This window comes from Ruegeria sp. HKCCD7255 (assembly GCF_013031565.1).
Classification (GTDB): Bacteria; Pseudomonadota; Alphaproteobacteria; order Rhodobacterales; family Rhodobacteraceae; genus Ruegeria.
Genome location: NZ_WQAG01000001.1, coordinates 253,871 through 266,995 on the forward strand (window position 1 = coordinate 253,871; position 13,125 = coordinate 266,995).

At 52.4% G+C, this 13,125-nt stretch carries 11 protein-coding genes and 1 pseudogene; 5 read left to right on the top strand and 7 right to left on the bottom strand.

Annotated elements, in window-relative coordinates; genetic code table 11:
- Positions 1 to 51: 51 nt before the first annotated feature.
- Positions 52 to 1,197, bottom strand: a complete 1,146-nt coding sequence (locus GOX45_RS01235; protein WP_171097188.1) for a TRAP transporter substrate-binding protein — start codon at positions 1,195 to 1,197, stop codon at positions 52 to 54.
- A 24-nt stretch (positions 1,198 to 1,221) separates the two neighbouring features.
- Positions 1,222 to 1,413, bottom strand: a complete 192-nt coding sequence (locus GOX45_RS01240; protein WP_171097190.1) for a hypothetical protein — start codon at positions 1,411 to 1,413, stop codon at positions 1,222 to 1,224.
- A gap of 833 nt (positions 1,414 to 2,246) precedes the next feature.
- Here GOX45_RS01240 and GOX45_RS01245 point away from each other — a divergent pair.
- Positions 2,247 to 2,591, top strand: coding sequence for a hypothetical protein (locus GOX45_RS01245; protein ID WP_254445898.1), 345 nt, complete (start codon positions 2,247 to 2,249; stop codon positions 2,589 to 2,591).
- A gap of 11 nt (positions 2,592 to 2,602) precedes the next feature.
- On the opposite strand, the gene GOX45_RS01250 is transcribed toward GOX45_RS01245, so the two are convergent.
- Entirely contained in the window at positions 2,603 to 5,347 is a 2,745-nt protein-coding gene (locus GOX45_RS01250) for an AsmA family protein (RefSeq protein WP_171097195.1), read from the bottom strand.
- 112 nt (positions 5,348 to 5,459) lie between these two features.
- Complete coding sequence (locus GOX45_RS01255) at positions 5,460 to 7,085, bottom strand: murein L,D-transpeptidase (protein WP_371808933.1); 1,626 nt, start codon at positions 7,083 to 7,085, stop codon at positions 5,460 to 5,462.
- A 340-nt stretch (positions 7,086 to 7,425) separates the two neighbouring features.
- On the opposite strand from GOX45_RS01255, the gene GOX45_RS01260 reads away from it, so the two are divergent.
- From GOX45_RS01260 to GOX45_RS01270, 3 genes are all read left to right on the top strand, one after another.
- On the top strand, positions 7,426 to 7,866 hold the full coding sequence (locus tag GOX45_RS01260; protein WP_171097197.1) for a hypothetical protein: 441 nt from the start codon (positions 7,426 to 7,428) through the stop codon (positions 7,864 to 7,866).
- A 456-nt stretch (positions 7,867 to 8,322) separates the two neighbouring features.
- Positions 8,323 to 9,309: a twin-arginine translocation pathway signal protein gene (locus GOX45_RS01265; RefSeq protein WP_254444239.1), complete on the top strand. Its 987-nt coding sequence runs from the start codon at positions 8,323 to 8,325 to the stop codon at positions 9,307 to 9,309.
- A complete protein-coding gene (locus GOX45_RS01270) occupies positions 9,299 to 9,748 on the top strand; it encodes a MarR family winged helix-turn-helix transcriptional regulator (protein ID WP_171097201.1) in 450 nt (149 codons plus the stop codon). Before GOX45_RS01265 ends, GOX45_RS01270 begins: the two co-directional genes overlap by 11 nt.
- A 37-nt stretch (positions 9,749 to 9,785) precedes the next feature.
- Here GOX45_RS01270 and GOX45_RS01275 read toward each other — a convergent pair whose 3' ends face one another.
- Both GOX45_RS01275 and GOX45_RS01280 read right to left on the bottom strand, forming a co-directional pair.
- Entirely contained in the window at positions 9,786 to 10,553 is a 768-nt protein-coding gene (locus tag GOX45_RS01275; protein ID WP_371808934.1) for a hypothetical protein, read from the bottom strand.
- A 362-nt stretch (positions 10,554 to 10,915) separates the two neighbouring features.
- Positions 10,916 to 11,434, bottom strand: coding sequence for an aggregation factor core (locus GOX45_RS01280; RefSeq protein ID WP_217350239.1), 519 nt, complete (start codon positions 11,432 to 11,434; stop codon positions 10,916 to 10,918).
- A gap of 302 nt (positions 11,435 to 11,736) precedes the next feature.
- Here GOX45_RS01280 and GOX45_RS22025 point away from each other — a divergent pair.
- A pseudogene (locus tag GOX45_RS22025) lies at positions 11,737 to 11,886 on the top strand (IS6 family transposase); the annotation flags it as partial.
- Between the two features lie 188 nt (positions 11,887 to 12,074).
- On the opposite strand, the gene GOX45_RS01285 reads toward GOX45_RS22025, so the two are convergent.
- On the bottom strand, positions 12,075 to 13,100 hold the full coding sequence (locus GOX45_RS01285; protein ID WP_171097205.1) for a LacI family DNA-binding transcriptional regulator: 1,026 nt from the start codon (positions 13,098 to 13,100) through the stop codon (positions 12,075 to 12,077).
- Positions 13,101 to 13,125: the final 25 nt, after the last annotated feature.

Below are 13,125 nucleotides of genomic sequence, written 5' to 3' on the forward strand. Positions count from 1 at the left end.
GAAAAAGCGGGATAGGACCTGCGCCAGGGCGACGCAGGTCCCGTGGTTGTACTAGGCGTCGTGAACGTAGAAGCGGCCTCGGGTGCCCGCAGCCTCTTCTAGCTTGGCGAAGGTATCCATCGAGCCCGCGAGATCGGTCTTAAACCCGTCCCATTCGCTGCGCTGATAGCCACCTGCTTCTTGCCATTCGGCTAGTTGATCTTCGGACAGCGAGTGGAACTCGACGCCATTCTTGATCAGCTCGGCCATCGCGTAAGAGCGTGAGCCTGGCACGGTGGCGAGGTTCTGGTGCTGGGTCACTTCACCCGCAAACTCGATGCCTTCTTGGACGTCAGTTGGTAGACCGTTGAACCATTCGAGGTTGATAGAGTAGACTTGGCTGTCCGGCACAGCTTGCGTGAATGTCACGTGGCTGAGGATTTCGGCGAAGCCGAAAACATTGAGCGCCCCGACTGAGGGATCAAGCGCATCAGCCACACCTTGTCGGATTGCAGAAGGTGTTTCGCCCCAAGCAACCGGAGTGGGGTTTGCGCCTACAAGGCCGTAGTATTGCTGCAGCATCGCTGAGCCTGGCACACGGAACTTGACTCCAGCCATGTCGCCCGGGGTTATGATCGCGCTACCGCCTTTACGTACAGCAACAACACGCGGGTCGATCACAATGTAAAAGAGCGCTTTGAATCCGGAAGCCGCGATCTTCGGGTCGACTTCTGCTTTCCACGCATCTGACGAGGTCAGGTTAGTGAACCGCTGGTTTGAGCCGCAAAAATAGGGCAGGTTAATCAGGTCAGTAACCGGCGCAAACGGTGCGAAATTAGACACCGAGTGCTGCGCAGCTTGAATCGTGCCACCCTGAACCGCTTGAGCCAGGGCACCACCTGCACCCAGCTGGCCGCCGGGCGCCAGCCGCACATAGACCTTTCCATTGGTCATGTTCTGGATGTTTTCTTTCAAGTTCAACTGCATGATCGGGTACGAACGCGAGGCCCCGATGACGTATGCCGTTGCCAAAGTCATCACGTGTTCCGCTGCCCGCTCTCGGTCTCTCTCTTCGGCAGCGGTTTGTGCTGCCGCTTGGTCTGACCAAAGCACACCTGCTGCACCCGCCACCAACGCGGCTGTAAACCCGCCGGATCCCGCCAGCTTCAAGAAATTTCGGCGCTCAGCTGACACCAACTCCTTATCTTCGCTATCCAAAATACATCCTCCCTTTAGATAGGTTCAGTCTGTTGTTGATTGATTTGACTTTGCCCGCGCTTCGCTACGCAGGATGCCAACGGAAAACGAAATCGCTGCCGCGAAAAGGATCACCATCTCGGTCACCGTGCCTACGATGGGCGCGTCTCCTATCGCGCCTATCACGACATTAACGGTGAACAGCGTCACCAGAGCCAGTGCGATCAAATACGGCATTTGTTCTCCCCGTCGCCTCGTTCAGGCGATTCTTAGCAATGTAAGCGCTTACACCGCGCCATGCAAGCGCTTACATTCTGCTGGCGGCATATGGAGAGGGCGACACAGGTAACGTGTGCAGACCGAAGGCAGTAAAGCTGATCTTTATGGAACTGTGTCAAATGTCAGGAACGACCGCGTGCAGACAATAGAAACTTCTTTAACGATGCGGTTGAAGCGAATGTCATCTGAGGATGCCCGAACTGTTATGCTCAACAGGTGCGCCCGACGACCGCAGGCGCGGGATCGCCGCGCGTATCGTATGCTGCTGCCAGCCAACTTCTTTTGGATCTGCAAACCTGTTGCTCAGGTGCGGCGCGCCATGAGTTTTCGCAGCGTCTCAGTTATAGGCTCCGGAGCTGGTCTCGCCGATCTGTGCTTAGCGGGGTCGGAATGAAGGTTTTCTGTGGGTTTATCGATCATCCAGATCTCCTTTTGGTCGCGGGACGATCTCGTGCAGCAGATTGCTCAAACTAGGCATTCCCACCAATAGCAGCGTATACGGCTATGAGCAGGAAGCAGACTTTACGGTTGCGCTCGAACAACTTGGGTCCTGATTATGCTTCTTCTGTATCGTTTGATTGATCTTCCTTGATTGGTAGGGTGGGTAAACCTTCACAACTAATCTGGGGTTAAAAATGTACAGGTATGTGCTGACAACATTGGCCTTGTTTTTTGCAAGCTTACTTCATGCCGCCGGTATGGAACGGTGGGGTGAATCCGGGGACTGGACAATCCTGATAGATCCCGAAAAGGGAAACGGCTGTCTCGCGTGGAAGCTTTTTGAAAATGGCATGACCGTTGAAATTGGCGCAGCACCCAATCAGTCCGGCGGTTTTTTTGCTGCTTTTAATCCGGCCTGGGTTCAAATCGAGGACGGGGCGACCGGGATCGTACAGTTCGATTTTGGTGATGCGCAATTCGAAGGCGAGGCGGTTGGTGTCTTCAAGAATGGCGTACCCGGTGGCTACGCCTTTTTCGACAACCCGGCGTTTGTAACCGAGTTTGGAAAACGCCAGAGTGTTAAGGTTATTGGTGAAAGTGGGGCCGATGTTGAACTCGACCTCAGCGGGTCTGCCAAAGCCATTAAGGCCGTTCTGACGTGTCAGGCCGAACAACCGGAACCACTAAAGAACTAGGTAGCGTCCAATTATTGCAATTGATTGACGTCCGGCACACAAGGTTGCCTGTCGACAGGCATGGCATCAGCGCCTTCCGGGGCCTTGTTTCTCGAGCCGCCCACATCCAGCTTGAACTTTGGTGACGTAAGCTGGCCCGTAACATCAAAGGGCCAAGCGCTTCGGGACAGGGGTTTGCCAACGCGCCGCGGCTCCGCTCTTATTGTTATCGTATCGTTCAGCCAATCCACTTGGCCCTTTGCAACCAACTGAACCGATCCCGTTTCAATGACGATGGAGTTCGAGCTCACCCGACCAGCTTGAATTTCAACCGGAGCGACCACGCAAGTGATGTCGGTGTAACCTTGTCGGAACTCTTCTGAAAACAGCCACGGGAGGATACCCAGCCCCGCCAGTTCCAATAGGCTGGTACTGATGTAGCCCTGCGACATCGACAAAGACGCTTTGCCGCCCATCGAGTTGATGAAGTCCTTGCCCGAGGCGGTACTGCCAGAAACGTTGAATTCACCGCTCAAACGTCCATAGGCATCGATACCAATTCCCAATTCATCAAGGATCTCACCGAACTCCCATCCTGAGGTCGATCCCGACAACGAAAGCCAATCAGGTGAATCAACCAGGTCCATGACCGCCCGAAGGCTGAAGTTTCCGCCACCGTAAGCCATCTGAAGGGGGCCGAAATCCACGGTTCCGTCTTTTGCGGACAATTGGCTTGATGCGGATGTTACGCCTTGCTGGCCCACAATCTCATTGAATTCGATCTGTACCTCGATGTCAGCTTCACGTAGCACGCGCTGCACATCCAGAAGATCGGCAGGTTTCCCTTTCTCCTTTGGCAACACCAAGGGCTGGAAGTCTGTCTCCTTCGGCAGAACCAAAGGCTGAACTTCTGCTTCAGGTTCTCGCGAGGTCTCGCCTACCAGGCTTTTCAATTGGTCCAGTACGGAGGTGAGGTTCTTCAGGTCGTTGAGATCGAGCCTGTTGCTCGTAATGTTGCCACGGACGACGGATGCTCCTTCGGGAAACCGCGCATCCAAAGCTGCAAGAAGATGCGAAGATCCTGCTTCGAACTTGATTGCGGCATCAAAGTCTTCGCCCTGCCTAGAGGTTTCAGCATCGATAGCCAGTGCGCCAATTCCGACAGGTTGCAATTTGAGCGCGTTCAGAAACTGGGCACTGTCGTCGACATCCAGTTCCACGTCGAAATCGAGACCGGCCAGACCTTTTAGCTCGTTGACAGATAGTGCGAGATCGAGCGCCCAGAGATCGGTGTCGTAAGTAGTCGCGTTAAACCTGTTGAGTGAAACCGGCCCGCCCGCATTGGATATGTTGAAATCGGCCTTGATGCCCCCGAACTGGTCAACATAGTCTTCATCAAGGTTGGGCAAAACCAACTTGGCGGGCCCGTTCAGCACGCCATCGAATGTTACGTCCCGAAGCTGAAGCAGATCGAGGATTTCACCTTCGGCTTTCAGGACAGGCTCTTCAATTGGCCCGGCTTGCAACGCGATGCCCAGCATGGCGAGCCGGCCGTCTGGCATGCGGCGAATGCTTTCGATAGAGGCTGGACCGATTACGTCTAACCCCTGGTCAAACGCATTAGTCTGGAACAGCAACTTCTCGAATTCGAAGGAAGCCAGGGATCCGACCATGTGCATTTCAAAGCCGGTAAATTTCAGTTCCTGGATACTTTTCGCTGCTGGCGGCGGCCGTCCTTCGGGATGAAGCCGCACATTAAAAAGCAGATCGACGCCCTGAGCGTTGTAGAGGTCATCTATTGAACCTTCAGCTTCGAGTTTTTGCCCATCCTCCAGGCTTACAGCTGTTGTAAACGCCTCAATCTTCAGAGCGTCCCGAGACACGAGTTCTGCTTGCAGCTGACCATTGCCTTCCAGAACACGTTCCAGCCCAACGACGTCCAGAAAATCACCGAATTCACCGGTGTCCATCTCCAAGACTGCGCGATAACCGCCCCCTTCGTCTGCTGAGAAGGGCTCGCCATCGTAGCTTACGGTCATTTCGCCAAAACTGGCGCGTGTCGTAAATGGTGCGTCACGGGGGTAGTCGCCTTCGATTTCGAAAACCTGACCGTTGACGGAGCCGGAACCAGAGACCTGTGTTCTTTGTCCATTATCTACTTGTTCGAGCACGAGGGACTGAAGGTCAAACACAAATGAGAAGCCCGAGACCTTGTCGTCGATGTTTAGCCCGATTGACTTGAAACTGACGTTCTTGTCGCTCAAGAAGTTCAGGATTCCACTGCTTTCTGTGTCGGTCTCATCGGAACCATCAGCGCTCGCAACCTCTTTTTGATCATCCGCTGATACTGTTTCCTCTGAAGTTGGCTTGGGTGTTGGCTCGCCTTTTCGCCAGCTTGTGGTGCCGTCTTCGGTCGTCAGAAGATTTGCTTGGAGGCCTTCCACGGCGAGATTGTCAAAATGCAGGCGCCTGTTGGCCAAAGCGGCAATATCCAGCTCCAGTTCCAGCAGGTTCAATTCCACAAGAGCTGACTCCGGCATTGTCAGGCTCGGGATGACCACACCACCGACGTAGATGTAACTCGTGCGGCCAAGCGCGACGCTTACATCATCGTTGACAAGAAGTGGTCGACCAATTTGTTCCGAAAGAATTCTTTCTAAAAGATCGCGCCGCATGTCCGAGAACATTGGAGCAGCAAGCAACAACCAAACAAAGGCGATTACCGCGAACGCGAGAAGTGCAACAAGCCCAACTATTTTTGCGAGCCAAACCCTCATGTGCTCTCCTATTGCTGCTCACACTGCTTCGAATTTCCGCCAATAAGAAGTCACCAATCCTACTAGCAATTTAGCACGCTTGGAATTACGCATCTCTTTTAGGATGACGCGTTCATCGGTCCAAAGCTGCAAGTATTCGAGCGTCTCGTTCGTATGGGTCCTCACGGAAATGAACGGCCCCATCTTCGACCCATGCAGTCCAATAGGTCAAAAGGACCGGCATGGGCTCGGGTAGGTCAACTCGCGTTGTCTTCCCGCTATCCAGAATAGATTGCATTTTTTGCCGACTCCAGTCCGGATCTCCCTCCATCAAAAGGCTGGCAAATTCGAACGGATACTCAAGTCGAACGCAGCCGGAACTGAGGTTCCGCTCATTTCGGTCGAAAAGGCTGCGGTCGTTGGTATCATGCAAGTACACTGCGTATTTATTTGGAAACATGAACTTGACTAAACCTAGCGCATTGTCTGGTCCTGGCTGCTGAACCAAAGTGACGCCGGGGTTCTTTGCTCCCCAGTTCACAGCGTTGGCAGGAATCGTCTGCCCGTCTTTGTTCCGAACTACGTAATTGTTGCGCGCCAGATAGTCTGGATCCTTGCGGATGCGCGAAAGCTTATCCTTCCGAAAAATCGAGGCGGGAACAGTCCAAGTCGGATTGAATTCCATGTATTCAATTTCATCTCGGAACACTGGGGTTTTTCTGTAGGCTGATCCTGTGATCGACCGAGTAGTCCAAAGCGTCCCATCGGACGCGACCAAGTAAGTACGGGCGCCCGCAATGTTTACCAGCACGAACTCTTCGTCGATTTCGCGCATGAGCCAGCGGCCTCGCTCCAGGCTGAGCCGCAATTTATCTATGCGATCTTCGACAGGTTTGTTGAGAGACGCGAAGGTCTTACCGCCAACGACGCCATCTGCCTCCAAGCCGTGACGATTTTGAAAGGTTTTTACCTGTTGCACCAAGTAATCGTCATAAACCCAAGCTGGATTTATTCCGTTTTGGCTGATTTCTGGAAATTCATTTGTTCCATCGTAGCCTTCTGTCGCTAGCCTTTTGCGCAGTTCGGCGACGGCAGGATCCACCATTTCCGGCTTCAGAACCGTTTCTTCGGGGACTGTGTTCCAGCCTCCCTTTGATGCGATAGCTCTGTATTTGCGCAATGCATCAACGAGCATCGTGTATTGCCCGTTGTCGATATCGATGCGTTCAATTAAAGCGCTGAAGCCTTCACCTTGAAGATATTGGCTCAATACAACGGAAGGGTCTTGTTGAATTACTGGTTTTGAGAAATTCCAATCGTCGTCTAGCGCATTTGGATCGACTTTTCCAAACACCAAATGGTGTACGAGTTTTACGGCCGCGTCAGTCGCCAGAATATCGAATGAAGCTCGACTGGCGGCATCGCCACCCTGTGAGGCTTTGAATGCGGATAGAAGCTCTTCTAGTTTGAAGTCCCTCGGCGTAAAGCCCTGATCAATGGCTCCATCCAACTCCTCAAAAAGCTCGTCAACCAATTCAGAACTGGTCCAGGCTGGCGTAAATTCTCTGTCCGCATAGAAACGAGGTAGGAGGATTTCTGCGTCCAAACTCTTGTTGTTTGAAAGTGTATTACTCGCATTCGTATTTGACCGTAGCAGCGCTTCTATCTGCTCCGAGACTTGGTCTGCTGCGCCCAAATTAGGGCATGTTATCAGCGTTGCAATCATTGCTGTTGCAACCGCCGATCTAAGAACTTTCACCATCCCCTCCTAAACAGCCAATCTATATGTGGTTACTTCAACAAAGGATACTTCAGCATTTTGTATAATCAAATCGTAATTTATTGTTCTCAGAGTTTTGCTCGCAAATGTCTCCTTCGCTTGTGTGCGGTCCTCCGGTGAAAGCGGGCCAATGGCTGTTCTGTCCGCACAGCAGAAATTCGCCCAAACTCTGCGAGCGGCCGCTTCGAGCCCGAAGCAGACACGCATAACTACGTTCTTGCGCGTTCAATGGAGCAGTCGCTGCTCTAAGATGTCTGATTTATGTCAATGCGCTCCTTAGTTCCTGACATAATAGTGGTTTCCGGGAGTAGGAAGTCAGATGCTACGCTGTTTGCTCATATTTATCTTGTGTGGAACGCTAGCGGCTTGTGTTGCAGATCAAAAAAGCGACTTCTACTGGTTTAATGTGAAGATGGACACTGGCGAGGATGCAACTTTGGTGTGCGTGCAGGATCCGACTAAAGCATTCGGAACCGAACCCAACCTTGTTGGAGATTATCAACTTATGGCAGATGGGAAGAGCTATCTGGTACCACCTGAAAGCCCGGAAAGCATCCATCGGATTTATAGTCCAGTCGATGCGGAGCCCTGCAAGTCTCTGATAGAAAGACAAGCTGTTAATACAGAAAGACAAGCTGATAATATAGAAAGAGATGCTAATATATCGGCAGGTGAGGCGGGTGAGGCCGCAGCAGCGATTACTGCCGGAATATTGCTGGGCATTCTTATTTGCGTCCCGACATTGGGAGTACTCTGCTAACTGTAGATTTCTCGCGAAGATTGTTTTGAGACCTAAAATGGCGGTTTTGTCCGCACACGAGACATCGACAAATTTTCAACGAATGACAACTGTGCGGACGAAGCAGCCATTGGAAATTCAGATGGCAACGACCGCATTAGCCCAAAACGGGCATTCAAAATCTAACTTTGAATTAGGTAGGCCTTGAAACAAAACACGCGAATGCTCGTGGCGTTTCTGAATTAGAACAACGCCTGAATGGAGCCGGCATGCACCAAAACAATAGTTTGCGAATATTGATCAGGATTGACTTGGTACGATTTCGTATTAAATAGTACGACATCGCACTAATGGAGATTCAAAATGCTAAACCGAAGACGTTTTCTGAAAATTCTAGGCGGAGGCACAATAGTGGCGATAACCGGCGCGGCTGGATTTCTTGCGACACGCACGCCCCATAGTGCTCTGGCTCCATGGATGCCAAAACCCTATCACGATCCCCGCAAAGCAGCATTGTCTTACGCAATACTCGCCCCCAATCCGCACAATCTGCAACCTTGGCTTGTCGAGTTGGTGGGGCAAGACAAAGTGCGCATCCACCGCGATACAGATCGCGAGCTTCCAGAAACCGATCCTTATCATCGTCAACTCTATATTGGCCTCGGTGCATTTGTTGAGACGATGGTTCTAGCAGCAGGGGCTCTCGGGTTTGATGCCCAGGTCAAGTTACTTCCAGATGGGGATGACGGACCCATCGCAGAAGCAGTGTTCGTACCAGGCGGGGCATCCGATCCACTCTCAGCTCAAATCCTCAACCGGCATTCAAACAAAGAACCATACACGGAACAGCGGCTCTCCGAGGAGGAAGTGTCGGTCCTTGAAAACTACGCCACTCTAATTTCCGATGAGGATCTGGTGGCCCGTATTCGAGGCCTCACGAAACGTGCTTTTGAAATCGAAATGCGGACCCCACCGGCCCTGAAAGAATCCGTCGACTTGATGCGGATCGGTAAAGCAGAAATCAACGCCAACCCAGACGGGATTGAGTTGCGCGATCCCATGCTGGAAATGCTGCGACTAACGGGTCTGTTGGACAACGAGACCCTTATGAATGTTGACCACCCAGGCACTCAGTCACATATGCGAGGCTACTTCGCCATGCTAGACTCGACACAGCAATACGCAGTCATCACAACAGCCACAAATACGCGAAGCGATCAACTCGATGCCGGACGTCGATTGATGCGTTTCTATCTAAAGACTACCGAAATGGGTCTGGGCGTTCATCCCGTCAGTCAGGCACTTCAGGAGTATCCTGAGATGGCAGATGAGTATGCTTTGGCGCATGAGCTTCTTGCACCGTCGGGCTACACAGTGCAAATGTTGTTGCGCTTGGGACATGGGCCCGAGCCAATTGCCACACCCCGCTGGCCGCTGGAGACCCGAATTCTGAATGAAGCCTGAAGATGAGACCAGCGAAGTTTACCGGTTTTTCACCGAAGTCGGGATCATTAATCAGTTGATCTCGACCAAGCTGGAAGCATTCCTGCCCGGTAGAATGACAGCGACACAGTTTGGAATATTGGGCCATCTGGTTCGGCGCCCAGAAGGGGAAACTCCTCTGCAACTTTCTAACGCGTTTCAAGTGCCCAAGACTTCGATGACGCATATGCTCTCAAGTCTTGAAAACCATGCTCTGATTACCCTTGAAGTCAACTCTAGTGACAAGCGTTCGAAAATCGCCCGGTCTACGCCACAAGGCGCGGAGTTTTTGAAAGCGTGTAACGAGCGGATGTCGGAAGCTCTGGCTCCAGTTTTGTCCGAACTCGGGTCGGGCCCATTTAGAAATTCCCTGCCAAATCTGACGCTCATACGCGAAGCTTTGGACAACGAACGGGATTAGGAAAAACCAGAGCCAACCAGAAAGCTTAGCCAAATTATTAAAACATCATGCAATCTCCGCCCGGGGGAGGCGGCGGGAATCCTTCAGGCAAGGTGGGAGTGTAATCAAATGTCACAATCTTTGCGCCGCCGTCGAATGCCACGAACAATTGGTTAGATCCCGGTCTGATGGCGATGCCTTCCGGGTCGGTACCGAATTCCAACAGACTTTGCTGGGCGAGCAATTTGCCATCCGCTGTGAACTCATACAGGCCGTTTGACCCTTCCCAGTCATCAACAATCAACATGTGACCGGTGCGTGCGTCAATCGCGATGCCCTGTGCCTCACTTAAGGGGGGAGAGAGCTTCATGGTATCCAACCTCGCCGTCAAAGCACCCTCTGAAGTGAACCAGGACAACCGTTCGGGGTCATCCTCAACGGTCACGATCTGCCCCTTGGCATTGATCGCGATCCCCTCCGTATCTGCGAAACCGCCGTCCAGTTTGAAAGGTGCTCCGAGCGGCATTCCTTCCTTTGTAACACGTTGAAGACTTCCGAGACCATCGCCCAGCAACAAATGATCCCCTTCAATAGCAATTGCTTTGATGCGGAAGAGATCACTGGATATGCGGCGCAACTCATCACCCTGCAATGTAACGAGAATGGCCTCGGGGCCCTCGTTCGCAATCCACAAGCCACAAAACGTCGGATCGTAGTCAAGACTTGCGGGTTGATCGAGCTCATAGCGCCCTGTTTCGCGAAGCTGCAATGCCGTGGCCGGGGTCGACACAGCAAAAATCAATAAAGCGGTGGTCCTCACAAACACTTAGGATGCTCCTAACTAAGTTAGAAAAGTGGGGCAGTGTCGTGACGCGTCAATACAAAGAACGATATATCTCCTCACAACAGAGGTCATCACACTTCCGGTAAAAAGAGACGCAGAACGTCAGAAAACAGCGCCAGGTCACGTGAGTTCTAATTCTCCAGCAATGCAATCCAAGGTGAAGAACTGGAGCAGTTTCTTGCATCGCAGCGAAACCCGGGGCACCGCCTCGAGCAACAACTATTGAAGAGTTTGTCGCGTCATGATTGCCGGCGTCGAGTGTTCCTCTGCGTTGGTGTTACCAAATTCGAAGCTTGATGTAAGTTATGCGTATGAACCAATTCGACCTTGTGAGACAGCCTTCATCAGTCCTTCGTTGTCACGTTGACAAGTGCTTCGGATGAGAAAGTCGCAGTACTGGTTTCATCCGCATCAGAATATGATACTGTGGCGCCTTCGATCTCCGATCCTGTTACAGTGATTTCGCGTTGCCCGATTGTGTCATCTACATCGATGGTACAAGCTAGCCTGTCCCCGGCGGTGAGGGACGCAATCTCCAGCTCAATTGTACTCTGCGCGTCCACAACCGATGGAAAATGAAGCAGAGCTTCAGCACCCTCTACGAATTCGAGCGGTTGAAAGACCTCCACACCCACGCCTTTTTCGGTAACGTCGAAGATCAGGCGTCCGGCAGATAGCGACAAGTCAATTTTGAGGGTCGATGCTGCTAATTCGCACGTTCCGACTTTTGTCAAAACAAATCGGTCCTTGGTCGCGCCTGCCAAAAAACGAATTTGAACGCCGGCTTTAAGCGAGGTGGTTGCAAAAGTCCGAGGGTCGCCACGAGAATACACTTCGGGAGCATACGTTTCTCCTAGATACAAGGTTCTTGATAGATATGGTTCGGCGGGTTTCTTGGATCAGACTTGTGCCCTTTCATCATCGTGGCTCAGCCGATGAGAGATTTCAAAGTTCCTTTCGTTGTCGTCAGAACGGTTAGGTTAAAACATGCCATTGTCATTCGCGTGTTTTGCCGGAACTTCCTGAAGAATATCAAAGTGTTCGACAACCTTACTTTCAGCATCCAGGCGAAAAAATCGATCCCTGAATACTCGAGACCATCGGGCCAGATTGGTGACAATTGTCTGCCATCAGCATCCATGGGACAGAATAGGTTGATTGCGTAATGGAAGGTTTCAGGCGCATGCGAAGTTTGCAGAAATTCGCCACCGTTCATTCGTCCGCCTACAACCACTTCAACCGGGAAAGATCGCTCACTAGCCGAAACTCCTTCAAGCTGACCCTGGCCGCCGCCTTCGCCGAGTGGCGTCAGCTTTGTTCTGGACCGGTTCGCGGTTTCTACGGCGAACTGAGACTGGTTCGAATTCGTCTGACAGCACCCGTCACAGACCTATGTAACGTCCGCCTCTGCAGTGGTTTCGGATGCACATCGACCCACGCGGCAAAACAAACTGGAATGTTAGGTATCCAACTTGATTGCGTTTCTCTAGGAGAGAGCAACACCTAAGATCGCACAGTCCGCCCAGGGACGAGGTGAAAACCCACGTCGATGCAAGGCTTCACCGCTTCTCCGTTCAGCCGAGCAACCAGCGCTTGTGCGGCGGCCTGGCCGATCCGAAGGTGTGGGACGTGGATGGACGTCAGTCTGGCTTTCAGCACAGATGAAATCGGCATGTCACCCCAGCCGGCAATGCCAATATCCTGGGGGACAGACAGGCCAATTCGATCACAATACTGCATGCCGCCAAACGCCATCGAGTCATTTTGATAGAAGACGCATTCGACAATGGCCCCGGTGGCGATCAACTGTTCGGTACCGTAGTACCCTGGGTAGAAGCTGGCCGTGTCATGCAGACAGAATTTCCGGGTGAGAGTTCCGCCCCCGTCGGTTATCGCTTTGCTGAACCCGTCCAGACGCCTGGACGCCGCATTCGCTGTATCGTGCGACGTACCGACATATCCAAAGTTTCGGTATCCCAGCCCGATCAAGTGGCGCCCCATTTCGAAGCCGCTGTCGAAATGCGCAAGCCCGACGCTGATGTCTAGGGGACTAGAATTCAGGTCCCATATTTCAACGATCGGAATTCCTGCATTGCGCAACATCTCGGTAGCGCGGGGCAAATGAGACCGGCCTGTCAGAATAAGCCCGGCGGGTTGCCAGGACAGGACCGTTTCGATCCATTTCTCTTCTTCAGCCAGCGTATGTTGTGTTAGCCCCAAGACAGTTTGATAGCCGTGTGACCCCAGTTTCTGGTCGATGCCTTCAAGCACCTGAGCAAAGACCTCGTTGCCCAGATCCGGTATCGAGACGCCTACAAAAGTCGAGGAACGATCCCCGGCGAAAACGGTCGCAAGCCGATTCGGCAAGTAGCCCAGAGCGTCCACCTGGGCCATCACTTTGTCGCGGGTTTTTTCCGAATAGCCCCCTTCGCCCCGTATGACTCGGCTGGCGGTCATTTTTGAAACGCCCGCCGCCTCGGCCACTTTGGCTAGGCTTACCTTGTTGGTTTTGCTTGGTTTTTCTGTCATTTTCGCAAATTACGTTACCGGTAAC

What these genes read in the sequence shown, in the direction of transcription:
- GOX45_RS01240 (WP_171097190.1), bottom strand. Translation starts at nt 1,413, where the DNA reads ATGCCGTATTTGATCGCACTGGCTCTGGTGACGCTGTTCACCGTTAAT.
- GOX45_RS01245 (WP_254445898.1), top strand. Translation starts at nt 2,247, where the DNA reads ATGACCGTTGAAATTGGCGCAGCACCCAATCAGTCCGGCGGTTTTTTT.
- GOX45_RS01250 (WP_171097195.1), bottom strand. Translation starts at nt 5,347, where the DNA reads ATGAGGGTTTGGCTCGCAAAAATAGTTGGGCTTGTTGCACTTCTCGCG.
- GOX45_RS01260 (WP_171097197.1), top strand. Translation starts at nt 7,426, where the DNA reads ATGCTACGCTGTTTGCTCATATTTATCTTGTGTGGAACGCTAGCGGCT.
- GOX45_RS01265 (WP_254444239.1), top strand. Translation starts at nt 8,323, where the DNA reads ATGCCAAAACCCTATCACGATCCCCGCAAAGCAGCATTGTCTTACGCA.
- GOX45_RS01270 (WP_171097201.1), top strand. Translation starts at nt 9,299, where the DNA reads ATGAAGCCTGAAGATGAGACCAGCGAAGTTTACCGGTTTTTCACCGAA.
- GOX45_RS01285 (WP_171097205.1), bottom strand. Translation starts at nt 13,100, where the DNA reads ATGACAGAAAAACCAAGCAAAACCAACAAGGTAAGCCTAGCCAAAGTG.